General features: G+C 73.7%; 21 protein-coding genes. 11 read left to right on the top strand and 10 right to left on the bottom strand.

Going from position 1 to position 25,573, the window contains the following annotated elements:
• Window positions 1-114 precede the first annotated feature (114 nt).
• The 5 genes from CWOE_RS34395 (at window position 115) to CWOE_RS28760 (ending at window position 9,583) form a co-directional block, all read left to right on the top strand.
• Window positions 115-3,336 carry a choice-of-anchor D domain-containing protein gene (locus tag CWOE_RS34395; RefSeq protein WP_012937183.1) on the top strand — a complete coding sequence of 1,074 codons (3,222 nt, stop codon included), beginning with the start codon at window positions 115-117 and terminating at the stop codon, window positions 3,334-3,336.
• Complete coding sequence (locus CWOE_RS28775) at window positions 3,333-5,180, top strand: hypothetical protein (RefSeq protein ID WP_012937182.1); 1,848 nt, start codon at window positions 3,333-3,335, stop codon at window positions 5,178-5,180. Before CWOE_RS34395 ends, CWOE_RS28775 begins: the two co-directional genes overlap by 4 nt.
• A 106-nt stretch (window positions 5,181-5,286) precedes the next feature.
• Window positions 5,287-6,405: a hypothetical protein gene (locus CWOE_RS28770; RefSeq protein WP_012937181.1), complete on the top strand. Its 1,119-nt coding sequence runs from the start codon at window positions 5,287-5,289 to the stop codon at window positions 6,403-6,405.
• 6 nt (window positions 6,406-6,411) lie between these two features.
• On the top strand, window positions 6,412-8,952 hold the full coding sequence (locus CWOE_RS28765; protein WP_012937180.1) for an FTR1 family iron permease: 2,541 nt from the start codon (window positions 6,412-6,414) through the stop codon (window positions 8,950-8,952).
• A 10-nt stretch (window positions 8,953-8,962) separates the two neighbouring features.
• A complete protein-coding gene (locus CWOE_RS28760) occupies window positions 8,963-9,583 on the top strand; it encodes a DedA family protein (RefSeq protein WP_012937179.1) in 621 nt (206 codons plus the stop codon).
• A 3-nt stretch (window positions 9,584-9,586) separates the two neighbouring features.
• On the opposite strand, the gene CWOE_RS28755 is transcribed toward CWOE_RS28760, so the two are convergent.
• Genes CWOE_RS28755 through CWOE_RS28740 form a run of 4 tightly spaced genes read right to left on the bottom strand, consistent with a single transcriptional unit; the run spans window position 9,587 to window position 12,844 of the window.
• Window positions 9,587-10,273, bottom strand: a complete 687-nt coding sequence (locus CWOE_RS28755) for a response regulator (protein WP_012937178.1) — start codon at window positions 10,271-10,273, stop codon at window positions 9,587-9,589.
• Window positions 10,270-11,466: an ATP-binding protein gene (locus CWOE_RS28750; protein WP_012937177.1), complete on the bottom strand. Its 1,197-nt coding sequence runs from the start codon at window positions 11,464-11,466 to the stop codon at window positions 10,270-10,272. The genes CWOE_RS28755 and CWOE_RS28750 overlap by 4 nt, the downstream gene beginning before the upstream one ends.
• Window positions 11,459-12,610 carry a PspC domain-containing protein gene (locus tag CWOE_RS28745; RefSeq protein ID WP_012937176.1) on the bottom strand — a complete coding sequence of 384 codons (1,152 nt, stop codon included), beginning with the start codon at window positions 12,608-12,610 and terminating at the stop codon, window positions 11,459-11,461. Before CWOE_RS28745 ends, CWOE_RS28750 begins: the two co-directional genes overlap by 8 nt.
• Window positions 12,611-12,637: 27 nt before the next feature.
• Window positions 12,638-12,844: a hypothetical protein gene (locus CWOE_RS28740; protein WP_012937175.1), complete on the bottom strand. Its 207-nt coding sequence runs from the start codon at window positions 12,842-12,844 to the stop codon at window positions 12,638-12,640.
• Between the two features lie 123 nt (window positions 12,845-12,967).
• On the opposite strand from CWOE_RS28740, the gene CWOE_RS28735 reads away from it, so the two are divergent.
• Window positions 12,968-13,465: a DUF6328 family protein gene (locus CWOE_RS28735; RefSeq protein WP_012937174.1), complete on the top strand. Its 498-nt coding sequence runs from the start codon at window positions 12,968-12,970 to the stop codon at window positions 13,463-13,465.
• Here the strand turns inward: CWOE_RS28735 and CWOE_RS28730 are convergent, their stop codons facing one another.
• The 5 genes from CWOE_RS28730 to CWOE_RS28710 form a co-directional block, all read right to left on the bottom strand.
• Window positions 13,466-14,344 carry a transglutaminase family protein gene (locus tag CWOE_RS28730; RefSeq protein ID WP_012937173.1) on the bottom strand — a complete coding sequence of 293 codons (879 nt, stop codon included), beginning with the start codon at window positions 14,342-14,344 and terminating at the stop codon, window positions 13,466-13,468. It lies immediately after the preceding gene.
• A 1-nt stretch (window position 14,345) separates the two neighbouring features.
• Entirely contained in the window at window positions 14,346-15,314 is a 969-nt protein-coding gene (locus tag CWOE_RS28725) for an alpha-E domain-containing protein (RefSeq protein WP_012937172.1), read from the bottom strand.
• Window positions 15,314-16,933, bottom strand: a complete 1,620-nt coding sequence (locus tag CWOE_RS28720; protein WP_012937171.1) for a circularly permuted type 2 ATP-grasp protein — start codon at window positions 16,931-16,933, stop codon at window positions 15,314-15,316. Before CWOE_RS28720 ends, CWOE_RS28725 begins: the two co-directional genes overlap by 1 nt.
• Window positions 16,934-17,009: 76 nt before the next feature.
• Window positions 17,010-17,801: an ABC transporter permease gene (locus CWOE_RS28715; RefSeq protein WP_012937170.1), complete on the bottom strand. Its 792-nt coding sequence runs from the start codon at window positions 17,799-17,801 to the stop codon at window positions 17,010-17,012.
• A complete protein-coding gene (locus tag CWOE_RS28710) occupies window positions 17,798-18,796 on the bottom strand; it encodes a daunorubicin resistance protein DrrA family ABC transporter ATP-binding protein (RefSeq protein WP_012937169.1) in 999 nt (332 codons plus the stop codon). The genes CWOE_RS28715 and CWOE_RS28710 overlap by 4 nt, the downstream gene beginning before the upstream one ends.
• 77 nt (window positions 18,797-18,873) lie before the next feature.
• Here CWOE_RS28710 and CWOE_RS28705 point away from each other — a divergent pair, with 77 nt between their 5' ends.
• Window positions 18,874-19,641, top strand: a complete 768-nt coding sequence (locus CWOE_RS28705; RefSeq protein ID WP_012937168.1) for a TetR/AcrR family transcriptional regulator — start codon at window positions 18,874-18,876, stop codon at window positions 19,639-19,641.
• A gap of 81 nt (window positions 19,642-19,722) precedes the next feature.
• On the top strand, window positions 19,723-21,165 hold the full coding sequence (locus tag CWOE_RS28700) for an NAD(P)/FAD-dependent oxidoreductase (protein WP_012937167.1): 1,443 nt from the start codon (window positions 19,723-19,725) through the stop codon (window positions 21,163-21,165).
• A gap of 30 nt (window positions 21,166-21,195) precedes the next feature.
• Here the strand turns inward: CWOE_RS28700 and CWOE_RS28695 are convergent, their stop codons facing one another.
• A complete protein-coding gene (locus CWOE_RS28695) occupies window positions 21,196-21,546 on the bottom strand; it encodes a cupin domain-containing protein (protein WP_012937166.1) in 351 nt (116 codons plus the stop codon).
• Between the two features lie 109 nt (window positions 21,547-21,655).
• Between CWOE_RS28695 and CWOE_RS28690 the strand changes: the two genes are divergently transcribed.
• The 3 genes from CWOE_RS28690 (at window position 21,656) to CWOE_RS28680 (ending at window position 25,564) form a co-directional block, all read left to right on the top strand.
• On the top strand, window positions 21,656-23,038 hold the full coding sequence (locus CWOE_RS28690; protein ID WP_012937165.1) for an NAD(P)/FAD-dependent oxidoreductase: 1,383 nt from the start codon (window positions 21,656-21,658) through the stop codon (window positions 23,036-23,038).
• A gap of 161 nt (window positions 23,039-23,199) precedes the next feature.
• The gene (locus CWOE_RS28685; protein ID WP_012937164.1) at window positions 23,200-23,871 is read left to right on the top strand and encodes a GntR family transcriptional regulator; all 672 of its coding nucleotides are present in this window, start codon (window positions 23,200-23,202) and stop codon (window positions 23,869-23,871) included.
• Between the two features lie 40 nt (window positions 23,872-23,911).
• Window positions 23,912-25,564, top strand: a complete 1,653-nt coding sequence (locus CWOE_RS28680; protein ID WP_012937163.1) for an ABC transporter substrate-binding protein — start codon at window positions 23,912-23,914, stop codon at window positions 25,562-25,564.
• The last annotated feature ends 9 nt before the right edge of the window (window positions 25,565-25,573 follow it).

The raw sequence follows: 25,573 nt of genomic DNA, 5'->3' as shown, positions 1-25,573 counted from the left end.
TAGCCGGCGCCGCCGTCCGCGCGCTCATGCCGTGCGCGGGACTGCCATGCGAGCACGACTTAGGGTAACCTAATAAGGGTCACCTAACTCTTCGTCCCAAGGCCCGCCTCTTCCATGGATCCCCTCGCCGCCCGCTCGCGGGCGCGTCGACGCCGCGTGCTCGCATGCGCCGCGCTCGGCGCCGTCGCCGCGCTCTCGACGCCTGCCGTCGCCGCAGCCGCTCCGACCGCCACGCTGACGCCCGCCACCGCTTTCGACGCCGGCGGCCGCCAGATCGGCGCGCCCGTCGCGCGCACCTACACGGTCAGAAGCACCGGCGCGGATCCGCTCGCGATCGGCGCGATCTCGCTCTCCGGCCCCGACGCCGCGCAGTTCGCGATCGCGGCCGACACGTGCAGCGCGCGCGACGGCGCCAATCCGCTCGCGCTCAACCAGACGTGCACCGTCCAGGTCGCGTTCGCGCCGGCGATCACCGGCGCTCGCTCGACCACGCTGCGGATCGCGACGAACGGCCCCGCGCTCGAGAGCGCGGCGATCGCCGGCCACGGACGCGACCTGCTGGCGTCGGAGGCGACGCTGACGCACGGCGCCGTGCGCGTCGGCGCGGCCGCGCCGACGCGCACCGTCACGCTCACCAACCGCGACGCCGCGCCCTACACGCTCGGTGCGGTGACCGTCGGCGGCTCCAACGCGAGCCAGTTCTCCAAGACCGCCGACACGTGCAGCAGCGCGACGCTCGCCGCCGGCGGCAGCTGCGACGTGACCGTCGCGTTCGCGCCGACGAGCGCCGGCGCCAAGGCCGCGACGCTCGCGCTCGCCGGCTTCGGCCCCGCGCCCGTCGCGCTCGCCGGCACCGGCGTCCAGCCCGCGACCGCGCTCGCACCGGCCCGGCGCGACTTCGGCGTGCTCGCGCCCGGCGCCGCCTCCACGGCGCGCACGTTCACGCTCACCAACAGCGGCAGCGGGCCGCTCGCCGTCGGCCGCGCCGCGATCGCGGGTGCTGACGCGGGCGTCTTCTCGATCACTTCCGACGGCTGCTCGGAGACGACCGTCGCGGTCGGCCGCGGCTGCGACGTCGCGGTCGTCTTCGCGCCCGAGCGCGGCGGCTGGCGCAGCGCGACGCTGGAGCTTCCGACCGACGTCGAGGCGGCGCCGCCGGTGCGCGCGCGGCTGTCCGGCCGTGGCTCCGGCGCTGGCACCGACAGCGATCCGCTTGGCGAGCTGTTCGACCTCGCCGACCAGCCGCTCCTGCGGCTCACCGGCGACGGCGAGGACGGCGCGTCGAACGTCGCCTCCGGTGCCTGCGACGTCAACGGCGACGGCTACGACGACCTGCTCGCGGGTGCGTCGACCTGGAGCCGCACGCCGGTCGACGCGTCGTGGGAGGGCGGCGTCTACGTGCGCTTCGGCGGTCCCGAGGTCGGCTCGGCAGACCTCGCCGCGCACGGCGACGGCCGCGTGCTGCTGCTGGAGGGCGAGAAGCGCCGCAGCCAGGCTGGCACCGGCGTCGGCTGCGCCGGCGACGTCAACGGCGACGGGATCGACGACCTCGCCGTCGGCGCGTGGGCGTACGAGTACGACGGCCGCCCGAGCGGGACCGCCGCCGCGCGCGGCGTCGCGTACGTCGTCTTCGGCGCCGCCGACCTCGCGCAGCAGAGCCCGTTCGACCTCGGCCACCTCGGCGACCGCGGCTTCCGGATCGAGGGCCGCGACCTGCCCGCGCACGACCACCTCGGCTACGCGGCGACGGGGATCGGCGACGTGGACGGCGACGGCCTCGCCGACCTCGCGCTGCTCGCGAACACCGCCGACTCCGCCGACGCGACGCCCGCGCGCAGAAACAACGGGATCCTCTACCTCGTCCCCGGCCAGCGCGGCTCGGCGACGGTCGACGTCGGCGCGGCCGGCACGACGCTCGCGCAGATCCACGGCGCCTCGCCCGGCAGCGCGGTCGAGCCGTTCGGGCTGATCGGCACCGTCGTGCCGCTCGGCGACGTGAGCGGCGACGGCGTACCCGACCTCGGGATCGGCTCCTACACGGCGACGGTGCTCGGCCGCAGAGCGGCCGGCGCGGTCTTCGCGATCAGCGGCGCCGCGCGCGGGCGCGTCGACCTCGCCGACAGCTCCTCGTGGCTGTTCGTCGTCGGTGGCGCGTTCCAGAGCCACCGCGTCGGCATCGGCCTCGGGGCGGCCGGCGACGTCAACGGCGACGGGCTCGGCGACCTCGTGATCGGCGCCGACTCGACGGTCACGGCTGACAGCGATGCGGCATACGTCGTCTACGGCGCGCGTGGGACGCAGGCCGCGCCGATCGACACTTCCGCGCTCGGGGAGCGCGGGTACCGGATCCTCGGCGCGGCCGGGTCGGCGACCGGCTACGGCGTCGACGGCATCGGCGACGTCAACCGGGACGGCTACGACGACGTGCTCGTCGGCGCCTACTCGGCCGGCGCGGGCGGATCGGCGTGGGTCGTCCACGGGCGGCCCGACCCGGTGACGCTGCCGGCCAACGACGCCGCCTCCGGGCTCCTGCCTGCGAACGCGGCCGACACGACGCGCTACCTCGCGCTCGCGACGCTGACGCCGCAGGAGGGCAGCCGCCTCGACGCGCAGACGGCCGGTGAGCGCTTCGGCCGCGCCGTCGCCGGCGTCGGCGACCTCGACGGCAACGGCGCGCGCGACCTTGCGATCGGCTCCGACAGCGCCGCGCGGCGCGAGCGCGACCGCGCCGGGGAGCTGACCGTCGCGCTGCTGCCGGCGGCGGCACCGGCGTACGAGCCGGGGCCGGGGGGACCGGGGGAGCCCGGTGGGCCGGGTGGGCCAGGGGGTCCGGGGGGGCCGGGTGGGCCGGGGGGACCGGTGGGACCGGGGCCGGGCCAGCCGGGTGGCGCGGGCGGCGGGGGCGGGGCGGGGACGGGGCCGCTCACGCCGCCCGCCACCGGCGGCAGACGGCCGCCGGCAAGAGCCGGCGTGCCGCGTGAGCGGACGGTCGCGGCCGGTGCGGCGACGCTGCGCGTCCCGCGCGGGACGCTGGTGCCGTCGGTGCGCGGGACGCTCGCGCTCGGCAGCGTCCGCTGCACCGCCGCCGTGGCGCGCTGCACGGTCTCCGCGACCGTGACGGTGCGCGTCGGCGGCAGACGCTGGACGTTGAAGCTCGCGCCGAAGACGCTGCGCCGCGGCGTCTCCGTGCGGTTGTCGGCGACGCTGCCGCCCGCCGCACGCAGCGCGTTGAAGCGGTCGGCCAGGGGGAGCCTCGTCGTACGCGTCGTCACGCGCGACGAAGGTGGCCGCCGGGGCTCGGGGACGTGGCGCGCGACGCTGCGAGGCTCACGATGAGCAGCGCGTCCGCCCGTCCCCGGGCCGTCCTCTTCGGGCTGGCCGCCGCCGGTGCGCTCACCGCCCCGGCGGTCGCGGCCGGGCCGGCAGCCGCCGCTCCGGCCGGCTCGGTCGCCTGGCGCGCCGCCGCGCTGGCCGCTCCCGCGCAGGGCGGCTCGGCCGCGCCAGTCGCGCTGGCTGCCGCGAACGCCGCCGCCTGCCGCACCGCGAAGGTCACCGTCACCGTGGGCAGGAGCGCGGCGCTCGCGCTCGACTGCCGCGCCGGCGTGCGCTGGGTCGCGCGCGGCCGCGGCGCCGTGCGCGTGCTCGTGAGCGCGCCGCGGCATGGCCGCCTGACCGGCTTCGATCGTCGCGCCGGCCGCGTCCGCTATGCGCCGCGCGCCGGCTTCGCCGGCACCGACGCGCTGCGCTTCACGGTCCGGCGCGACGGGCGCACGTATCGCGGCACGATTCGCATCCGCGTCGTGCGTGCGGCGGCGCCTACGCCGAAGCCGAAGCCGAAGCCGAGAGCGTCCGCCCCGCAATCGGCCGCGCCGCCCGGCGGCCAGCCGCCCGCGCCGGTGCCGCCCACCCCTCCCGGGCCGCAGCCGCCCGGCCCCGCCCCCGAGCAGCCGCCGGACGACGGCCTGCCGCCGCAGCTGCCGCCCGCACCGAACTCCTACGCGGCCGCGAACTGGACGCCGACCGCCTACGACAGCTGCCCGACCTCCGTGCACGAACGCTTCTCGGTGATCGGGCCGGACGGCAAGCGCTACCCGACCTGGCATCCGCCCACCGCGACCGATCCCGCGACCGGCCGCAGCTGCACCTTCGGGCACGAGCACGGCCGCGACCCGCGCGGCTCCGACATCCGCGACTGGGTCGCCGACCACCTCGCGGCGCCCGCCGCGAGCGCCTACGCCGGAATCCCGTTTGGCCTCGCGACCGAGTCGCTCGACGTCTACGCGGCCGCCAACCCGGGCACGAGAGCCCGCCACGAGGACCACGTCGGCTACAAGGTCGACTGGGAGAACGACGTGCGGCTGCTCGCGCGCGACGGCTCGGACCTCGGCGTCGCGTGCGACTACCTCGTCTCCGTCCACCAGGGCTCGCACTCGCCCGACGCGCTCTCCAACAACGTCCACGAGCTGCTCTACGCGGTCCGCTGCGACGACGGCACCGAGCTGATCAGCGACACGGTCAGCCGCTTCGGCGCGCCCGGCGAGTACGCCCGCGCGTGCGCGCCCGGCACGACGGTCGCGACGACCGACAACGGCTACCCGAGCGGCGCGGGCAGGCGCGAGATCCCCGACCGCGCGTGTGTCGAGCAGACGACGCTCGTGCCGGCCGGCAGCACCACGTCGGCGTGGGCGCTGTACGAGAAGTGGAGCGCGTCGAACGAGCTGCGCACCGCCGGCGGGCAGACGCTCGCCGCCTACGACCCGGCGTTCGGCGTCTTCGACCCGAGCCGCTACGGCAACGCCGCCGGCGCGAGAGGGATCGGCCGCACGCTCGACCTCTGCTGGGAGGTCGAGCCCAACGGCGACCGCGCGCGCGGCTCGGCGTGCGATCTCGCGACCGGCGCCGGCTCGATCGCGATCGCGTACGACTTCGGCGACCCGCGCTCGCCGTTCGACGGCACCCATCGCGACGTCTATCTGCGCGAGACGACGCTCAGAAACGCCGGCGGCACGCGCCTGTACTGGACCGACCCGTATGGCGGGAAGGCGTCGACCGAGCCGTTCGCGGGCGCCCTCTGCCAGCTCGTCGGGACCGTCGACACGTCGTCACGGCCGCCGTTGCAGGAGCGCGTCTTCGGGCGCAACCGCCCGAACGACGACGCGGGCGTGCACGCGCCGAATTGACCTCCCGGCCCTGCGAGACCGGCTGATTTAGGGAATCCTTATGTTAGGTTGCCCTAAGCTGCGTCCCCAAGGGCGGGCCCGATCCCGACCCCCACAACGGAGACCGATGACGAACCTGATGACGCGCTGGCGGAAGGCCCCCGCAGTGCTCGCAGTCGGCGCCGCACTGGCGTTCGGCGCGTGCGGCGGCGACGACTCCTCGTCCGGCGACACGAACGCTTCCACGACCGCGACGAACGCCACCGCGGCGATCGACTACGCGGCGATCCAGGACTACCTGTACGCCCACACCGAGGCGCTCGTCGAGAACACCGCGGCGATCGAGCGGGACGCCGTCGCCTACCACGCGCTCGCCGAGGCGGCCGGCTTCGACTACGCGAGACTGCTGGCGACCAGACGCCCCGAGGTCGAGCGACTCGTGCGCAGACTGCAGCAGGACTTCCACGTCGCCAACCCCTCCTACGAGGAGATGGAGGGCGTCGTCGCCGGCGTCCCGGAGCTGGCCGACTTCGACGTGATCATCGACGCGGGCGGCGACGCCAGCGACCCCGAGAACGCGGTCCCGTTCTCGATCGAGACGCCCGCCGGCAGAACCTTCAGACAGCCCGGCAACTTCAACTTCCTCGTCGAGACCGCCGTCTACGGCACCGAGCCGAGATTCCAGGCGAAGGGCGTCAGACCCGACCTCGACGGCGACGGCAGAGTCGAGTTCGGCGAGGCCGTGCCGGACGCCGACTTCGTCGTCGCGACCGCGAGACAGTTCGCCTCGACCGCGAGAGAGCTGGACGCCGCCGCGCGCAAGTGGGAGCCGGCGCCCGAGGACGTCTTCACCGCGCTCGTCGTGATGACGCCGACGATGTCGGAGTACTTCGAGAGCTGGAAGAACTCGCGCTTCGTCGCGGGCGACAGAGCGACCGAGAAGGCGTTCGTGACCTCCTCGCGGCTCGGCGACATCACCGACATCCTCGGCGGCCTCGTGCTCGTCTACGACAGCGTCGAGCCGACGATCGCCGGCGTCGACGCCGACCAGGCGAGACAGACCGGCCGCTCGCTCAAGCAGCTGCACAGATTCGCCACGCGGCTGGAGAACGAGGAGGCCGACGGCCGCAGATTCACCGCCGGCGACGCCGACACGCTCGGCGGGGAGGCGCAGGACCAGGCCGAGGCCGTCGCGGGGCAGATCTCGCAGGCCGCCGGCCAGCTGAACATCACGCTGGAGAACTAGGACCGCATGGCCCCCCGCCACGAACCGCGAGTTCCCGGGGCGTGGCGGGCCAAGGGGCGCCGCCGTGGAACTCGCAGTGCGAAGCACCTGCTCGCCCTCGTCGCGCTGCTGATCGCGTGCGGCGCGGCGGCGACCGCGACGGCGGGCGCGGCGGCGCCCGGCGCGGCCGCGTCCGGCGCGACCGGGACCGCGCCGCCGTGGCAGGCGGCCGACGACGTCCGCTCGCAGCTGTTCGAGGCGCAGACGGAGCTGATCCTCGGCACCAGAGCGGCGGCGGCGCGGCAGGTCGAGCGGGCGCGCGTCCGCTACGGGGGCACGCTCGCGCCCGCGATCCGCAAGGCCGATCCGGACGCAGACAGAGCGATCCGGATCGCGTTCGCGGAGGCGGAAAGCGCGGCGCGCGCCGGCGACCAGGTCGCGCTCGCGGGCGCGCGCGGGACGATCCGCGCGGCACTGTTCGCCGGCGCCTACGACGTCACGCTCGACGCGGTGCAGGACGGCGACGCGAGAACCGCGCGCGCCTGGCTGCTGCTCCGCGAGTTCCGCACCGCGACGCGCTTCACGCGCCCCGGCGCCGACGCGACGCTCGCGGTCGACCAGCTCGGGCGCAGAAGAATCCCGCCCGCCGAGGCGCGCCAGATCGTCGCGAAGGACCTGCTCGACGCCTACCAGGGGCGGCTGCGCGAGCTGCTCGACGACGCCGCCCGCGGCGACGAGCGCGACCTCCCCGCGCGTCGCGCCGAGGCGTCCGCGCAGGCGGCCGGCTACTTCGGGATCCTGCTGCCGCGCTACCTGCAGGACATGGGCGACGCCAGAGCCGACGAGGCGCTCGCCGCCTACGCGGCGATGCAGAGAGCGGCGCAGGCGGGCGACAGCGCCGCGTTCAGAGCGGCGCACGCCGACGCGGTCGCGTCGCTGGAGGGCTTCACCGCCGCACCGTTCACCGAGGAGGAGGCCGCTCGCCGGGCGCAGCAGCTGCTGCGCTTCCTCGCGCTCGTGCCGGTCGAGTACGGCCGCGGCGTGAAGGACGACCGCGTCACGCTCGACTTCGAGATCCAGGAGGCGGTCGCCTTCCAGACGGGCGCGGACGCCGCCTTCCAGGACCTCCAGGCAACGCTCGCCAAGCGCGACCCGGCGCGCACGAGAACGGTCGCGGAGCAGCTCGCGAGACTCGGCACGATCGTCGACGAGGCGACGAAGAGAAAGGAGGGCGTCACGTCCTCCGGCGACGTCGACGACCTCACCGGCGAGATCGAGGACGGGCTCGAGGCGGTGATGCCGTCGGCCTGGAAGGAGGAGACCGACGAGTCCGACTACGACCTGATCGCGCTCACGCTCGACCGCATGGAGGCGGCCGTCGGCGCCGGTCAGTACCAGCAGGCCGAGCAGGCGCGGCTGGAGGCGTACGCGTTCTTCGAGTTCGGTCCCGAACGGCGGCTGAAGGCGTTCGATCCCACCCTCGCGCTCGACGTCGAGGGCTTGATCTGGTTCGGCGCGCTCGACCAGGAGGGGCTCGCGAACCTGATCGACAAGCGCGCCGGCCGCCGCGACGTGCGCGAGACACGGCTCGTGCTCGACGAGAAGCTGGCCGACTCGGCCGCGACGCTCGGCGACAGCGCGAACAAGACGCAGGTCGTCGTCAACTCGGCGATCCTCGTCTTCCGCGAAGGGCTGGAGGCGGTTCTGATCCTCGCCGCGATCACGGCCTCGTTCGTCGGCGCCAAGCGGCGGATGCGGCGGCCGGTGCTGATCGGCGCCGGGCTCGGCCTGCTCGCCTCGGTCATAACGTGGGTGCTCGCGCAGACGATCCTGACGTCGCTGGACCAGTACGGCGAGAAGCTGGAGGCCGTCGTCGGCGTGATCGCGATCGCGGTCCTGCTGCTGATCACGAACTGGTTCTTCCACAAGGTCTACTGGAGCGAGTGGATCGGCAAGTTCCACCGCCAGCGCAGACGGCTGGAGAGATTCGACAAGGTCGGCTTCCTCTCCGCGCAGGTGATCGGGCTGGTCCTGCTCGGGCTCACGAGCGTCTACCGCGAGGGCTTCGAGACCGTCCTCTTCCTGCAGTCGCTGGAGCTGAGCGCCGGCACCGCGACGGTCGTCGAGGGCGCCGGCCTCGGGCTCGCGATGGTGCTCGCGGTGGCGGTCCTGACGTTCGCGCTCCAGCGCAAGCTGCCGTACAAGAAGATGCTGATAGTCACCGGCGTGATGATCGGCTTCGTGCTGGTCGTGATGGTCGGGCAGACGGCGCGCACGATGCAGGGGACCGGCTGGCTGCCGATCACGCCGATGGGCTTCGACCCGCCCTACTGGGCGAGCCTCTGGTTCGGGATCTACCCGACGTGGGAGACGGTCGGCGCCCAGTTCGCGGCGATGGCGTTCGTGATCGGCTCGTACTTCCTCGCGCAGGAGGTGCGCGTCAAGCGGCCGCAGCGGCTCGCGCGCCGCAGACGCGCGCAGGCGGCCGTCGCCGCCGCCGACGGTGCAGGCAGCACCAGCGAGCACGTGCCGGCTGCCGCCACCGCATCGCCGGACGGCGACCGCTAGCCTGGCTGGCGTGCTCGACAACATCACGCAGGTGGCCAGGGACGCCGTCACGAGTGCCGGCTACCCCGGCATCTTCGCGGCGATGGTCGCCGAGAACGTCTTCCCGCCGATCCCCTCCGAGGTCGTCCTCCCGCTCGCCGGCTTCGAGGTCGACGCCGGCGACCTGAACTTCATCCTCGTCGTCGTCGCGGCGACACTCGGCTCGCTCGCCGGCGCGCTGATCCTCTACGCGATCGGCCTCTACGGCGGGCGTCCGCTGACGCTGCGTTGGGGCAAGGTGCTGCGCGTCACCGAGCGCGACCTCGACAGAGCCGAGGTCTGGTTCGAGCGCTGGGGCGACTGGGTCGTGCTCGGCGCGCGCGTGATCCCGATCGCGCGCAGCCTCGTCTCGATCCCGGCCGGCATGATGCGGATGAGCCTCGCTCGCTTCATCGTCCTGACGACGCTCGGCAGCCTGATCTGGAACGTCATCCTCGTCTACGCCGGCAAGCAGCTCGGCGCCAACTGGGAGGACGTCACCGACGCCGTCGAGCGCTTCGGCCTCCCGCTCAGAATCGCCGTCGTGCTGCTGTTGCTCGCGGGCGTCTGGTGGCTGCTGCGGCGCCGCTCCGCGGCGCGCGCGGCCAGCTAGGCGCTAGATCATCCGCCGCTGCGCGGCCCAGCGCGTCAGCTCGTGGCGGCTGGAGAGTTGGAGCTTGCGCAGCACGTTGGAGACATGCGACTCGACCGTCTTGACCGAGATGTGGAGTCTCGCGCCGATCTCCTTGTACATGTAGCCGCGCGCGATCAGCAGCAGCACGTCCTGCTCGCGCGCGGTCAGCTGGTCCAGCTCGGGGTCGCCGCCGCCCGCGCCCGCGGCGCCCGCTCCTCTCCCGCCGCCTTCGCCCCCGCCCCCGCCCCCGCCGAACGCGTCGAGCACGAAGCCGGCGAGCCACGGCGAGAAGACGGCGTCGCCGTCCGCGACGCGGTGGATCGCGTCGACCAGCTCGTCGGGGGCGATCGACTTCGTCACGTAGCCGCGCGCGCCCGAGCGGATCACGGCGACGACGTCCTCGGCCGCGTCGGAGACCGACAGCGCGAGGAAGCGCACGCCCGGCCGCTCGGCGTGGACGGCCGGGATCACCGCCTGGCCACCGCCGTCGGGCAGGTGCACGTCGAGCACGACGACGTCGGGGTCGAGCGTGCGGATCAGCGGCACCGCCTCCTCGACCGTGCCGGCCTCGCCGACGACCTCGATCGTCGGACCGAGCCCGGCCTTGAGACCGGCGCGGAAGATCGCGTGGTCGTCGATCAGGACGACCTTGCGCAGCGGAACGTTCATGTCGTGTGCCTCGGCAGCATCAGCTCGATCTCGGTGCCCTCGCCGGGCACGCTGTGAATCGTCGCACGGCCGCGGTGGAGCGCCATCCGCCCCTCGACCGACTCGCGCAGCCCGCGCCGGTCGGCGGCGACGAGCGCGCGGTCGAAGCCTGCCCCGCGGTCGCGCACGAAGACCGACGCCTCGCCGTCGGTCACCCGCGCGAGCACCGAGATCTCCTGCACCCCGGCATGCTTGGCGGCGTTCGTGATCGCCTCGCGGCTCGCGCCGACGAGCGCTTCGAGGTGCTCGTCGAGCGGCGCGTCGCGCAGCTGCACGAGTCTTACCCCGACGCCGTAGTCGGCCTCGACCTCGTCGGCCGCGTGCCGCAGCGCGGCGGCGAACGTGACGGGCGCGTCGGCATCCTCGCCGCCGTACAGCCACGCACGCAGCTCGCGCTCCTGCCGGCGCGCGAGCAGCTGCGCCTGGCGCGCGTCGGGCGTGCGCTGGATCAGCGCCAGCGTCTGCAGGACCGAGTCGTGCAGCCGCGCGGCGACACGGGCGCGCTCCTCGGTGCGGACGCGCTCGCGCCGCTCGGCCTCCGCCTCGACGCGCGCGCGGCGCAGCCGAGGGCCGACGAGCAGGCCGATCCCGGCGGCGGCGATCGACGCCGCGATCGCGGCCGAGACGAACGCCGTCGCGTCGGCGCCGAGGCGCAGGAACAGCAGCGCGCCGCCGCCGACGAGCATCAGGCCGAGCAGGGTGCGCGCGGCGTCGCGCGGCTCCATGCCGGCGGTGCCGGGGACCGGCAGCGGCGCGTCCGGTGCCGCCTGGCGCCAGATCAGCGCGAGGCCGCCGAGCAGCAGCACGCCGGGTCCGAGCACGTCGATCGGGAGCAGGATCCCGGTCTGCGCGAGTACGACCGCGCCGACGATCAGCAGCAGGCCGATGCCCGTCGCCTCCTGCGCTCGCGCGCGGTAGGGGCGGCGCGGCGCGTCGGCCGGCGGGCTCGGCAGCAGCAGCGCCGCCGCGAAGTAGACGGCGATGCCGATGCCGCCCGCGGCGGTCGCGACCGCGAAGGCGAGCCGCACCAGCACCGGATCGACGTCGAGCGCCTCCGCGATCCCGCCGCAGACGCCGAGCAGCACACGGTGCTCGGCAGAGCGGGCGAGCGGCTGCCGCGGTGCGGGCGCCGGTGCGGGGGGCTCCTCAGCCACCGGTGGTGATCACCGAGGCGGAGCCGAGCCCGATGTCGGCGTCGATGCTGACGGTGCGCGGCTCACGGGCCGGCGGCGCGGCGGCTCTCGTGCGTTCCGCGCCTCTGCCGCGCGCCGCTCTGCCGCCCGGCGTGGCTCTGCCGCGGCCCGCCGTCGCGCCGCCGCGCGCGGCTCTCAGCGCGCGCCGCTCGCGCAGCTCCAGCACGCGTGCCGCGCGGTTGACGCGATCGACGCCGGTCAGCTCGGTCGGGCCGATCGACTCGACGTGGACGCCGGGTGGCACGAACACGGTCAGGTTGCCGGCGCCGACGGTGGCGCGGACGTCGGTCGTGCCGCGCGGCAGCTTCAGCTCGCGCAGGTCGATGTCCATCGCGCCCACGCCCAGACGGTACTCGGAGTCGAGGTCGGCGATGGTCGCGGGCCGCTTCGTCGTGTCGCCGATCCCGCCGATCGCCCCGAGCGCGACAGCGCCGGCGGCGACGATCGCCGCGAGCACGAGCAACGTCACGCCCGTCGCGATCAACCACGTGCGGCCGCGCCGGCGCCGCTGCACCGTGGCGTCGGCGGGCGGGCCGGGCGGGTCTATCACGATCGTGTCGTCCTGGATTGGTGTCGCTGGGGGACCAGAAGCCAGGACGACCGTCGTGGCGGGCGCCGGCGGGGCGGGCTCGCGTGGAGGTGCGGCTGCGGGCGGCGTCCCCGGGGCGCGTGCCCCGGGGACGGCCGGCGCCGCGGTGCGACGTCCCTCGCGAACGGCGAGCGCGATCACGCCACCGGCGGCGAGCAGCAGGCCGGCGCCGGAGAGCGCGGGCCAGACGAGCTGCTCGGGGTCGAAGCCGGCGGCGAGCAGGAGGACTCCTGCAAACACGACCGCCGACCAGCCCAGCAGCTGCTCGCGTCCGTCGCGCGGCTCACCGCCGAGCAGCGCGCGGCCGTCGTCGCGCGGGACGATCAGCGCGATCGCGGCGTAGGCGATAACGAGCAGCGGGAACGCGATCGCGCTCAGCAGGATGGCCGCGACCCGCACGAACAGCGGGCGCACGTCGAGCGTCCGGGCGATGCCGGCGCAGACGCCGAGCAGCAGGTGGTCGTCGGCGGCGCGGCGCAGGGGCGGATGCGCCGCCGCGGAGGCGTCGGAGTTCACGGTGAGTCCTTTCGGCAGGAGGAGGGTTCAGGCGCCGTCGTGCGCGCCGGGCGCCGGGATCGCCCGCAGCTCGTCCGCGGCGGCGCCCGGCATGAACAGCACGCGGGCGATCGTCCAGCCGCGCGCGGCGAGGCTCGGCTGCGCCGCGCGCCGCGCGGCGGCGGACCGGCCGAGGCCGCGGCCGGCGGCCGGGCGCGTGAGCGGAGTGGTGGAGAGCGAGCTGGTGTGCGACATGGTCGGCGTCCTGCGGAGGGGGTGTGCGATGACGCTGACGACTATGGACGCTCCCGCGCGTGTTGAACATGGGGTATCACCCGGATGGGACCCTGAGGGGTTCTCCGGGTACGGTGAGCCTCCATGAGCGACCAATCCCTGGAGCAACCGGCGCGCGACGACCGCGACGAGACCGAGAAGCAGCGGCTCGACCGCAACCTGCTCGAGCTGCTGAACGAGCTGCGCGTCGCGCTGCCCGGCGTCCAGGTGCTGTTCGCGTTCCTGCTCGCCGTCCCGTTCCAGGCGCGCTGGGACGAGGTGACGGCGTTCCAGCGCGACGTCTACTTCGCCACGCTCTGCTGCGCGCTGATCGCGATCGCGCTGATGATCGCCCCGACCGCGTACCACCGTCTCAACTTCCGCGCCAGCCGCAAGCGCGAGCTGGTGATGATCTCCAACAGACTCGCGATCGCCGGCATCGTCTTCCTCGCGATCGCGCTCGTCGGCGTGATGATCCTGATCGCCGACATCCTCTTCGGCTGGGTCGGCACGACCGTCTTCGGCGCGCTCGCGGCGCTGCTGCTCCTGCTGCTGTGGTTCGTGCTGCCGAAGCACAAGGACCTCGGCATCGAGGACGACTAGCTAGGCCCGCGCGCCCGCCTGCGGGTCCAGCCGCGACATCGTCACGGCGGCGTCGAGCGTCGAGGCGGTGCCGCCGCGGTAGACGCCCTTGACGGGCGGGATGTCGGCGTAGAAGCGGCCGTGGCCGATCTTCACGTGCGTCTCGCCGGCGAAGCGGCGGTTGGTCGGGTCGACGCCGACCCAGACCGGCTCGCCGCGCCCGTCGATCCCGGGCAGCAGCGCCTCCAGCCATGCGTGCGTGTCGACCTCGAGCGAGTCGGCGCCCTCGTCCTCGGGCGCCGCCCACAGGTACCCGGAGACGTAGCGGGCGGCAATCCCGCGGCGGCGCAGCAGCAGCAGCGAGACGTGGACGAAGTCCTGGCAGACGCCGGCGCCGGCCGCGAGCAGGTCGGCGACCGTCGAGCCGACGTACGTCGCGCCGCGGCGATAGGCGAACGTGTCGGGGATCAGCTCGGTGAGCAGCCGCAGCGCGGCGAGCGGGTCGCTGGCGGCGCTCAGCGACGCGGCCAGCTCGTCGAGCCCCGGGATCGCCGGCTGGTCGTGCCACGGCAGCACGAACTCGCCGGCCGCCTCGACGTACGCCTCGGAGGCGAGTGCGCTCCACGGCCCGTGCGGCGGCTCCGGCGGCGCGGACGTCACGACGCGCGCCCGCACGTCGATCGTCAGCTGCTCGTGCGCGGTCGGGATGCCGAACTCGAGCACCTCGGTGCCGAAGTAGTCGAGGTGGCGGATCACGCGCGCCTCCGGGTCGATCCGCGTGTGGAACTCGTCGCAGCGCTGCGACGAGGTCGTCGCCGGCCGCACGCGCAGCGCGTTGAGGTTGTCCGAGACCGGCGTGCTGTACGTGTATTCGGTCCGGTACCTGATCGAGAAGTGCACCTCACACCACCATCGCGATCGCACGCTCGCCGGGCGCCATCCCCGCGAAGTAGTGGTCGGCGACGTCGAGGTCGACCGACGCCAGCTCCAGCTGCGCGCGCTCGCAGATCCCGACGAGCTCCGCGTCCGGCGGCAGCACCCGCCGCTGGAAGTCGAGGTCGGCGGCGAGCCGGCTGACGCGCAGGACCGGCTGCGAGTCGCGCGGGCTCGCGTCGGCGGCGGCGAACGCGTCGTGCAGCGAGTCGACGCACGCGGCGACGCTGTCGGGGTAGGCGCGCTCGAAGATCAGGAAGCGCGCGACCGGCTGCGCGTTCGGCGGCGCGGTGACGGCGCGCAGATAGGCGTGGAAGCCGCCGACCGCCTGCAGCAGCGCCAGCGCGTGGCCGTCGCGGCGCGGGTCCTCGCCGGCCGGCAGCGCGATCCGCAGCAGCCGCAGCATCATGTCCGCGACCTCGATGAAGGAGCCGGCGTCGAGGAACGACTTCGCCTCGTCGCGCAGCATCGCGCGGTCGGCGATCCCCCAGATCAGCGCCATCCGCTGCTTCACGTACTGCGACGCGAGATAGGGGCCCGACGGCGTCGCCCAGCGCGTCGTGCCGTCGCCGCGCAGCGCGAGCGTCGTCGTGTTGATCGCCTCCCACATCTCCGCGGAGATGACGTCGCGGACCGTGCGGGCGCCCTCGCGCGCCCGCTCGACGCTCGCGAGCATCGAGTCGGGCCGGTCGGCGTCCAGCGTCAGCCGGGCGAGCGCGTCGCCGCGCGCCGTGCCGCGCGCTCCCGCCATGCCCGCCCCGCCCCCGCCGCCGAGCATCGCCAGCAGCCCGTTCCAGCCGAGCGTCACGCCGGGGCCGCGGTCGGACGGGCTCTGCAGCTCGGCGCGGAAGACGCCGTCGACCGCGCGCGCGGTGAACTCGGCGCGCGCGAGGTTGCGGCCGAGCCAGTACAGCTCGTGGGCGATCCGCGCCAGCATCAGCCGCTCCGGGGGCGCTCGTTCGCACAGTGGCGCTCCTGCTGCTGTTGCTGCTGCTGGGCGGACCACGTGTCGCCGTAGCGGAGGTCCGGCAGCGCCGGCGGCGAGGCGTCGGCGATCGGCGGGCCGGCGCGGTCGGCGTCGTCGCCGTCCTCCAGCACCCACGTGTCCTTCGAGCCGCCGCCGCGCGAGGAGTTGACGATCATCGAGCCCTCGCGCAGCGCGACGCGCGTGAGCCCGCCGGGCACGATGTCGATCCGCTCGCCGAAGACGGCGAAGGGGCGCAGGTCGACGTGGCGCGGCGCGAGCTGCCCGTCGGCGCAGACGGTCGGCACCGTCGAGAGGTGGACGACCTCCTGCGCGATCCACGCCTCCGGCCGCGCGCGCACCGCCGCCGCGACCTGCGCCAGCTCCTGCTCGCTCGCGTGCGGGCCGATCGTGACGCCCTTGCCGCCGGACTCGTCGGTCGGCTTGATCACGAGCTGGTCGATCCGCGACAGGACGTGCTCGCGCACATCGGGGTCGCTCAGCAGGTACGTCTCGACGTTCTCCAGGATCGGCTCCTCGCCGAGGTAGAAGCGGATCATCTGCGGCACGAAGTGGTAGACGGCCTTGTCGTCGGCGACGCCGGTGCCGAACGCGTTCGCGATCGCGACCGAGCCGGCGCGGTAGGCGCGCACGAGACCGGGCACGCCGAGCATCGAGTCGGGCCGGAACTCGAGCGGGTCGACGAAGTCGTCGTCGAGCCGGCGGTAGACGGCGTGGACGCGCTCCAGCCCGCGCGTCGTGCGCATGTAGAGGACGTCGTCGCGCACGACGAGGTCGCTCGCCTCGACCAGCTCGACGCCCATCTGGCGGGCGAGGAAGGCGTGCTCGAAGTAGGCCGAGTTGAGCGAGCCGGGCGTCCACACGACGACGGTCGCCTCGCTGTCGGCCGACGGCGCGACCGAGCGCAGCGCGCTCAGCAGCAGCTGCGGGTAGTGGTCGACCGGCCGCACGCGGTAGCTCGCGAACAGCTGCGGCACGAGCTGCGTCATCGCCGCGCGGTTCTCCAGCACGTAGGAGATCCCCGACGGCGTGCGGACGTTGTCCTCGATCACCTTCCAGGCGCCGTTGGAGTGGCGCACGAGGTCGCAGCCGGCGACGTGCGTGTAGACGCCGCCGGGCGGCCGGATCCCGTGGACCGCGCGCGCGAAGTGCGAGCTGCCGGCGACCAGCCGCCACGGCACGATCCCCTCGCGCACGATCTCGCGCCCGTGGTAGACGTCGTCGACGAACGCGTTCAGCGCGCGGATCCGCTGCGCGAGGCCGCGCTTGATCGAGCGCCACTCCTCGCCGCTCAGCACGCGTGGCACGAGGTCGAGCGGGAACGGCCGCTCGCGCGCCCGACCGCCGCGCCCGACCGCGCCGTCCTCGCCCGTCGTCTCGAACGTGATCCCCTGCCGCAGGAACGTCGCGTCGCGCCGCCGCCCGGCCTCGGCGAGCCCGTCGGCGCCGAGCCGCTCCAGCTCCGCGACGAGCGCCGCCGCGGCCGGCCGTGGGCGCCCGTCGCGCTCGAACAGCTCGTCGAGGAACGGTGCCTGCGGCTGGTGGCCGTCGATCGCGGGGGCAGAGGACATCGCTGCCGGCGATTCTCGCCCCCGTCGATCGCGCCGGCTTTCGCCGGATGGAGCGTCTTCGGCGCGCCCGACTGGCCTACCGGCTCATCGACTGGTACCGCCGCACCGCGAGCGGGGCGAAGATCGCGATCAGCACGAGCGGCCACACGACCGCCATCAGGATCGCGTGCTCGGTGACCCACGAGTCGGCGGCGCTGCCGGGGTTGCCGAACAGCTCGCGCGCAGCGGTCACCGTCGAGGAGAGCGGGTTCCACTCGGCGATGGTGCCGAGCCAGCCGGGCATCTGCGCGGGTGAGACGAAGATGCTCGAGATCATCGTGAACGGGAACAGCAGCCCGGCGATGTTGCCGGCCGTCTCGACCGACGGGATCACGAGCCCGATGTAGATGCCGATCCACAGCACGGAGAAGCGCAGCAGCAACAGCAGCGCGACCGCCGCCAGCGCGTTGCCGATACCGTCGTTCCAGCTCCAGCCGACCACGAGCCCCATCCCGATCATCACGACCAGGTTCAGGACGGCGTTGATCATCGCCGCGACGCTGCTGCCGGCGACGATCGCGACCGGCGACATCGGCATCGAGCGGAAGCGGTTCGTGATCCCGCGCTCGGCGTCGGTCGCCATCGCGAACAGCGTCTCGGTGATCCCGAACGCGATCGCCATCACGAACAGGCCCGGCATCAGGAACTCGCGGTAATTGCCGCCGTCGGGCACGACGATCGCGCTGCCGAAGACGTAGCCGAACAGCAGGATCGACATGATCGGGAACGCCAGGGTCCAGGCGATCCGCGCCGGCTCGTAGCGCCAGTGCAGCATGTCGCGGACCGTGATCGTCCACGTGTCGCGGACCGCCCATCTCACCGTGCTCATGCCGTCACCTCCGTCGTCTCGCGCGTGCCGTCGGCGCCGTCGGAATCGTCGGCCCCGTGCCCGGTCAGCCGCAGGAAGACCTCGTCGAGCGTCGGCTGGCGCAGCGCGACGTCCTCGACCGCGACGCGCGCGTCCTGCAGCGCGCGCAGGATCTCCGTGAGGCTCGCGACGCGGTCGCCGACCGGCGCGGAGACGCGTCGCCGCTCGAGGTCGACGTCCGGCTCGCCGTCGCTGACGCGCGCGACGATCGCCGCCGCGTCCGGCAGGTCGTCGGGATCGCGCAGCACGAGGTCGACCTGGCTGCCGCCGAGCCGGCTCTTGAGCTGGTTCGGCGTCCCGTTGGCGATCACGCGCCCGCGGTCGATCACCGAGATCTGGTCGGCGAGCTGGTCGGCCTCGTCGAGGTAGTGGGTCGTCAGCAGCACGGTCGTGCCGCCGGCGACGAGCCCGCGCACGGTCGTCCAGACCTCCATCCGGTTGCGCGGGTCCTGGCCGGTCGTCGGCTCGTCGAGGAAGAGGACTCTCGGTCTCGTGATGAAGCTGGCGGCGAGGTCGAGCCGGCGCTTCATCCCTCCCGAATAGCCTCTCGCCTGCCGGTCGGCCGCCTCGGTCAGTCCGAACTGCTCCAGCAGCTCGTCGGCACGGACCCGCGCCTCGCGCGGCGAGAGGTGGTGCAGTCTGCCGAACATGATCAGGTTCTGGCGGCCGCTGAGGATCTCGTCGATCGCGTCGGTCTGGCCCGTCAGGCCGATCTGCGAGCGCACCTGGCGCGCCTGCGTCGTGACGTCGTAGCCGGCGACCTCGGCGCGGCCGCCGTCGCGCCGCAGCAGCGTGCTGAGGATCCGCACCGCCGTCGTCTTGCCGGCGCCGTTGGGACCGAGCAGCCCCATCACCGTCCCTTCCGGCACGGCGAGGTCGATCCCGTCGAGCGCGTTCGTCTCGCCGTAGCGCTTGTGCAGCCCTTCGGCGACGATCGCGAGTCTCGTCGTTGGCACGCATGCCTCCTTTCGCGTTACTGAGTACGCTGTACGATGTAGTGCGTACACCATACGCAGTTGTACGCTCTCCTGCAATGGCCGACGAACCCCGCACCGGCATGGGCGATGCCGAGATAACGCTGAAGCTGCTCTGGGGCGGGCGGGAGCGGCGGAGCCGCGGCCCCAAGCCCGGCCTCAGCGTCGAGCGGATCGTCGAGGCGGCGGTCGAGCTGGCCGACAGCGACGGGCTCGCCGCCGTCTCGATGCGCAGGATCGCCGAGCGGCTCGGCGTCGGCGCGATGTCGCTCTACCGCTACGTCCCCGGCAAGGGCGAGCTGCTCGACCTGATGTTCGAGCGCGCGCTCGGTGACGAGCCGCGCCACCCCGCCGCCGGCCGCGGCTGGCGCGCGCGGCTGGAGGAGGCCGGGCGCGAATCGCTCGCGACCTACCTGCGTCATCCCTGGCTGCTGGAGGTCGTCGCCGGCAACCGGCCGCCGCTCGGCCCGAACGTGATGGACACCTATGAGTGGCTGATGGCGATCGTGCACGAGAGCGGCCTCGACGCGGCCGAGACGCAGGCTGCCGTCGAGCTGTTCGCGACCTATGTCGCCGGCGCGGCGCGCGCCGTCGTCCAGGCGCAGCAGGCGGAGGCGAAGACCGGCATCAGCGACGAGCAGTGGTGGGAGGAGCGCACCGACTTCTGGCAGCAGTACTTCGATCCTGAGCGCTATCCGACGATCTCGGCGACCTACGCGGAGGGCGGCTACGAGACGAGACTGGACAGCTTCGAGTTCGGCCTCGGCTGCCTGCTCGACGGGCTCGAGGCGCGGCTCGCGGCGCACTCCGAGGACCGCTCCGTCTGACGTTCCGTGTCACCGCCGCGGCGGTGATGCGACGTTCCGGCGCTTGCGCTCGCGCGGCCCGCGCGGCGACCATCCCGCACCATGAGCACGCACGTCACGCCATCCGTCTGGCCCGAGTCACCTCCGACGCACGCCCATCGCGCGGCCTACGCCGACGCGGTCGGGCGCTCGTTCTGGCTCGACCGCCTGCCGCGGCGCGTGCCCGACGCGCCGCTCACCGGGCCGGCCGACGCCGACCTCTGCATCGTCGGCGGCGGCTTCACCGGCCTGTGGGCGGCGATCGGAGCCAAGACCGCCGACCCCGCGCGCGACGTCGTGCTGCTGGAGTCGCAGACGATCGGCTTCGGCGCCAGCGGCCGCAACGGCGGCTTCCTCGTCGCCTCGCTGACGCACGGGATCTCCAACGGCGAGGCACGCTTCGCCGACGAGCTGGCCGTGCTCGAACGGCTCGGGCAGGAGAACTACGCCGGTCTGCGCGCCGACCTCGACCGGCTCGGCGTCGCGTGCGACTTCGAGGAGACCGGCGAGCTGATGGTCGCCGTCGAGCCGCACCAGGAGCCGTGGCTGGAGGAGGAGGCCGAGCTGCTGCGCCGCTACGGCCACGACGTCGAGCTGCTCGACGGCGCCGCGATGCGCGAGCAGATCGCCTCGCCGATCTACCGCGGCGGCGTCTGGGACAAGAGCGGCGCGGCGATCGTCGACCCGGCGAAGCTGGCGGTCGGGCTCGCGGACGCGGCGCGCCGGCTCGGCGTGCGGATCCACGAGCAGACGCCCGCGACCGGGCTCAGACGGGCCGGCGACGCGGTCGACGTCGCGGTGCCGGGCGGGAGCGTGCGCGCGCGCCGCGTGCTGCTGGCGACGAGCGCCTTCCCGCCACTGCTGCGCTCGCTGCGCCACTACATCGCGCCGGTCTACGACTACGTGCTCGTGACCGAGCCGCTGAGCGCCGCGCAGCTGACGTCGATCGGCTGGGCCGAGCGGCAGGGGATCGGCGACCCCGGCAACCAGTTCCACTACTACCGCCTGACCGACGACAACCGCATCCTGTGGGGCGGCTACGACGCCGTCTACCGCTACGGCGGTCCGGTCGGACCCGACCACGACCAGCACGACGCGACCTTCGCGCGGCTCTCGCAGCACTTCGCGATCACGTTCCCGCAGCTGGACGGCGTGCGCTTCACGCACCGCTGGGGCGGCGCGATCGACACGTGCAGCCGCTTCTCGGTCTTCTTCGGGACCGCGCACGGCGGCCGTGTCTCCTACGCCGTCGGCTACACCGGCCTCGGCGTCGGCGCGACGCGCTTCGGCGCGCAGGTCGCGCTCGACCTCGTCGACGGCCGCCAGACGGAGGCGACCGCGCTGCGCTACGTGCGCAGCAAGCCGGTCCCGTTCCCGCCCGAGCCACTGCGCTCGGGCGTGATCCAGCTGACCCGCAACCGGCTCGCCGCCGCCGACCGCAACGCCGGCGAGCGCGGCCTGTGGCTGCGCACGCTCGACCGGCTCGGGCTCGGCTTCGACAGCTAGACGGCGGCGCTGCCCGGCGCCCCCGGGCGCTCAGACGGTCGCTTGGTAGACCTTGCGCAGCGTCTCGTGGATCGTCCACGTCGTGCGCGCGCCGGCCGGCAGGATCGCGGCGTCGCCGGGGCCGACGTCGAGCGCCGGCGCGCCGTCGTCGAACTCGATCGTCGCGCTGCCGGAGATCACGACGAACAGCTCGTCGGCCTCGACGTCGCGCACGACGCCGGGGGTGATCTGCCAGACGCCGCGCTCGACGCGGCCGTCGTCCGAGGTCGACAGCTCCAGCAGCGAGACGACGGGATCGCCCGCGACGACGTCGTGGTCGGGCTGTGGATCGAGCGGGGTGAGCGTCAGCTCGCTCACGCGCACGGCGAAGGGGCTTCTCATGCTGCGAGCATAGGAGCGGTGCGATCCGCCGCATGCGATCAGACCGTCACGTTCGCGTCTGCCGTGCATGACAGGGCGTCACTGGGTCACGCGTCCGGTGCAACGCAGAATGGCGCCCATGCGTGACGAGACAGGCTTCTGGATGCACTCGCTCGGCGGTGGCGGCGCGCGCCGCGCGCCGCTGGCGGGCTCGATCGAGGCCGACGTCGCGATCGTCGGCGCCGGCTACACCGGCCTGTGGACGGCGTACTACCTCAAACAGGCCGACCCGTCGCTGCGGATCGTCGTGTTGGAGCGCGAGTTCGCCGGCTTCGGCGCCTCCGGTCGCAATGGCGGCTGGGTCTCGGGCTTCATCTCCGGCCCGCCGAAGGTCTACGCGCGCCGCGGCGGCCGCGGCGCCGCGGCCGCGCTCCAGCGCGAGATGTTCGCGACGGTCGACGAGGTCGGCCGCGTCGTCGCGGCGGAGCGGATCGACGCCGACTGGGTCAAGGGCGGCAACGTCGCGGTCGCCGTCGGCGAGGCGCAGGCCGCGCACCTGCGGGGCGGCGTCGCGGCCGGACGCGAATGGGGCGTCGGCGAGGACGACCTGCGGCTGCTCGACGCCGCCGAGCTGGCGGCGCGCGTGCGCGTCGCCGGGGCGCGCGCCGGCACCTTCACGCCGCACTGCGCCCGCGTCCACCCGGCGAAGCTCGTGCACGGGCTCGCTGACGCGGTCGAACGGCTCGGCGTGACGATCCACGAGCAGACGGCGGTGACGGAGATCGCGCCGCGCGTCGCGCGGACCGCGCGCGGCGACGTGCGTGCGCGCTGGATCGTGCGCGCGACGGAGGGCTACACGTCGACCTTGCACGGCCTCAAGCGTGCGCTCGTGCCGATGAACAGCTCGATGATCGTGACCGAGCCGCTGCCCGCCGAGGCGTGGGCGCAGATCGGCTGGGAGGGGCGCGAGACGCTGAGCGACGGCGCGCACGTCTACGTCTACGCGCAGCGCACCGCCGACGACCGCATCGCGATCGGCGGCCGCGGCGTGCCGTACCGCTACGGCTCGCGCACCGAGCGCGCCGGCGTGACGGCCCCGGAGACGGTCGCCGCGCTGCGCGAGAAGCTGCACGCGCTGTTCCCCGCGACCGCCGCCGCGCCGATCGCGCACGCCTGGTCCGGCGTGCTCGGCGTGCCGCGCGACTGGTGCATCTCGGCCGCGGCCGATCAGGCGACCGGGATCGCGTGGGCCGGCGGCTACGTCGGCGAGGGCGTCGCGACGACGAACCTCGCCGGCCGCACGCTGCGCGACCTCGTGCTCGGGCGCCGCAGCGAGCTGACCGCGCTGCCGTGGGTCGGGCGCCGGCCGGCGAAGTGGGAGCCCGAGCCGCTGCGCTGGCCGATGATCCACGGCGTCTACGCGCTCTACCGCCAGGCCGACCGGATCGAGACCCGCAGCGGCCGTCCGTCGCGCCTCGGCAGCCTCGTGGACCGCGCGTCCGGCCGCCACTGACGGGTCCTCTGACCTTCCGCTGAAACTCCCTCTTTGCAGGGAGTTCGTCGTCGTGCGGGGTGCTCTTGCGCGCCCACTCCTGTGTGAGGGTTGACACACGACGAGGTCCCTGAGTACGTTCTGCATGCTTGTTGTACACAACGAGGTGCCCGAGGAGAGGGATGCCGCGAGTTCAGGACGACGAGGTCTACGAGGTGCTCAAGGAGGAGATCACGCATTTCCGCGTGAGCCCCGGCGCGCGCCTGACGGAGACCGAGCTGTCGGCCCGCTTCAACACGAGCCGCACGCCGATCCGCAGCGCCCTCCAGCGGCTCGTGCAGGAGGGCCTCGTCGTCGCGATGAACGGCGCCCGCGTCGCACGGCCGTTCGACCTGCGCGAGTTCGAGGACATGTACCGCGTGCGGATCTCGATCGAGCGGCTGTCCGTCGAGCAGGCCTGCGAGCGGGGCTGGGAGGGAGCCCTCGCGAAGCTGCGCGAGACGTGGGACGAGCCGCTGCGGACGGAGAACCCCGGCGCCGAGGAGGCGCTGGCGGCCGAGCTGCGCGTCCACATGGGGATCGCGCGGCTGTCGCAGAACGAGCTCCTGATCACGACGCTGGAGCGGATCAACGACCGCATCTCGGTGCTGCGCAAGCTCGACTTCCTCGACGCCGACCGCGTCGAGCGCACGCGCCACGACCACCAGCAGATCCTCGAGCTGATCGCGGCGCGCGAACCGACACGTGCCGCCGACCTGATGCAGAAGCACATCGAGGGGGCGCAGGCGAACATCAGTCGCCTCGTCTCCGGCGCGCTCTCGCAGGCGTCCCTCGAGCGCGACGGCGCGGCATGACCGCGTCGCCCGGCCCGCGCGTTCCCCCCACGGAGGCGAGATGACCCGTCGTACCACCACCCTTTCCCTGGCCACCGCGGCCGTCGCCGCGGCAACCCTCTTCAGCGCCTGCGGCGGCGCGACCGACAGCGGCTCCGGCGACGGCGCCAGAGCCGGCCCGCCGGCCGGCGCCGAGCCGACCGTCACGACCCCCGCCGCGAGCGGCACGACCGACCGCGTCACGTGGGCGCTGACCGCCGAGCCCGCCTCGCTCGACTGGGTCCTCAACGCCGACTTCTTCGCCGGCCAGGTGCTCGCGAACGTCTGCGACGGGCTCGTCCGCCAGGCGCCCGACTTCTCGCTCCAGCCCGCGCTCGCCGCGAGATTCTCGAACCCGACGCCGACGACCTGGGTCTACGAGATCCGCGACGGCGCGACCTTCCACGGCGGCGCGCCGCTGACCGCGAACGACGTCGTCTTCAGCCTGAAGCGGAACATCGACCCGAAGGTCGGCTCGTTCTGGGGCCAGGCCTTCGCGAACGTCAAGACGATCGCCAAGACCGGTCCGAGCGAGGTGACCGTCACGCTCAGACGACCCGACTCGATGTTCAACGCGTACATGTCGACGCCCGCCGGGATCATCGGCAGCGAGAGAACGGTCAAAGCCGAGGGCAAGTCGTACGGCACGCCTGAGGGCAGCGTCGACTGCGTCGGCCCCTACAAGCTCGCGAAGTGGGAGAAGGGCCAGGAGATCGCCCTCGCCGCCGACGACGCCTACTGGGACACGGCGCTGAAGCCGAAGGCGGGCGAGTTCGTCTTCCAGATCATCCGCGACCCCGCCGCGCGCACCAACGCGCTGCTGTCCGGCACGGTCGACGGCTCGTGGTTCGTGCCGCCGTCCGCGCTCGCGAGACTGAACGGCTCGGCGACCGGCAGAGTCTTCTACGGCCCCTCGACGCAGGGCTTCAACGCGATCGTCCTGAACACCGACGGGCCGCTCAGAGACGTCCGCATCCGTCAGGCGCTGTCGATGGCGATCGACCGCGAGGGGATCGTCAGATCGGTCCTCGCCGGCGCCGCGCAGCCGTCGCGGGCGCCCGCCGTCCCCGGCACCTGGGGCTACGCGAAGGAGACGTTCAGAAGCGCGTGGGACGGCCTCGAGGTCACGCAGCGCGACGTCGACGCGGCCAGAAGACTGGTGCAGGAGGCCGGCGCGCCGAAGCAGCCGATCACGATCTCCGTCACCTCGCGTGACGCCGAGGTCCCCGTCATCGGCGCCGCGATCCAGGCGGCCGGCGAGCAGATCGGGCTGAAGGTCGTCCAGAGACAGATCCCGCCGGACCAGTACGACGCCGTCTACACGAGCGAGGACGCGCGCAAGGGGATCGACCTCTACCTGACCGCGTGGGGCACCGACTTCGCCGACCCGCTCCAGATCTACGAGTACTTCAAGAGCGGCAACTTCTACAACTTCGCCGGCTTCTCGGACCCGAGACTCGACGCGCTGCTGAACGACGCGTCGCGCACGACCGACGAGCAGAGAAAGGCAGAGCTGGTGACCGGCGCGCAGAGAATCGTCGTCGACGAGCTGCTGTGGATCCCGCTCTACGCGCCCTACAACACGCTCTTCATGAACAAGCGGATCACGGGGGCGCCGGCGAGCTACGTCCAGCTCCACTACCCGTGGGCCGCCGCGATCGGCTCCGCCGGCTGAGCGAGCGCG

The sequence above is a fragment of the Conexibacter woesei DSM 14684 genome (assembly GCF_000025265.1).
Lineage (GTDB): Bacteria > Actinomycetota > Thermoleophilia > Solirubrobacterales > Solirubrobacteraceae > Conexibacter > Conexibacter woesei.
Note: the sequence above shows the minus strand (reverse complement) of the source record. Positions and strands in the feature narration are given on the sequence as shown.

Bases quoted from the DNA above. Each gene is read 5' to 3' on its own strand.
- CWOE_RS34395 (WP_012937183.1), top strand. From the start codon at position 115: ATGGATCCCCTCGCCGCCCGCTCGCGGGCGCGTCGACGCCGCGTGCTC.
- CWOE_RS28775 (WP_012937182.1), top strand. From the start codon at position 3,333: ATGAGCAGCGCGTCCGCCCGTCCCCGGGCCGTCCTCTTCGGGCTGGCC.
- CWOE_RS28770 (WP_012937181.1), top strand. From the start codon at position 5,287: ATGACGAACCTGATGACGCGCTGGCGGAAGGCCCCCGCAGTGCTCGCA.
- CWOE_RS28765 (WP_012937180.1), top strand. From the start codon at position 6,412: ATGGCCCCCCGCCACGAACCGCGAGTTCCCGGGGCGTGGCGGGCCAAG.
- CWOE_RS28755 (WP_012937178.1), bottom strand. From the start codon at position 10,273: ATGAACGTTCCGCTGCGCAAGGTCGTCCTGATCGACGACCACGCGATC.
- CWOE_RS28740 (WP_012937175.1), bottom strand. From the start codon at position 12,844: ATGTCGCACACCAGCTCGCTCTCCACCACTCCGCTCACGCGCCCGGCC.
- CWOE_RS28735 (WP_012937174.1), top strand. From the start codon at position 12,968: ATGAGCGACCAATCCCTGGAGCAACCGGCGCGCGACGACCGCGACGAG.
- CWOE_RS28725 (WP_012937172.1), bottom strand. From the start codon at position 15,314: ATGCTGGCGCGGATCGCCCACGAGCTGTACTGGCTCGGCCGCAACCTC.
- CWOE_RS28720 (WP_012937171.1), bottom strand. From the start codon at position 16,933: ATGTCCTCTGCCCCCGCGATCGACGGCCACCAGCCGCAGGCACCGTTC.
- CWOE_RS28715 (WP_012937170.1), bottom strand. From the start codon at position 17,801: ATGAGCACGGTGAGATGGGCGGTCCGCGACACGTGGACGATCACGGTC.
- CWOE_RS28705 (WP_012937168.1), top strand. From the start codon at position 18,874: ATGGCCGACGAACCCCGCACCGGCATGGGCGATGCCGAGATAACGCTG.
- CWOE_RS28700 (WP_012937167.1), top strand. From the start codon at position 19,723: ATGAGCACGCACGTCACGCCATCCGTCTGGCCCGAGTCACCTCCGACG.
- CWOE_RS28695 (WP_012937166.1), bottom strand. From the start codon at position 21,546: ATGAGAAGCCCCTTCGCCGTGCGCGTGAGCGAGCTGACGCTCACCCCG.
- CWOE_RS28690 (WP_012937165.1), top strand. From the start codon at position 21,656: ATGGCGCCCATGCGTGACGAGACAGGCTTCTGGATGCACTCGCTCGGC.
- CWOE_RS28685 (WP_012937164.1), top strand. From the start codon at position 23,200: ATGCCGCGAGTTCAGGACGACGAGGTCTACGAGGTGCTCAAGGAGGAG.
- CWOE_RS28680 (WP_012937163.1), top strand. From the start codon at position 23,912: ATGACCCGTCGTACCACCACCCTTTCCCTGGCCACCGCGGCCGTCGCC.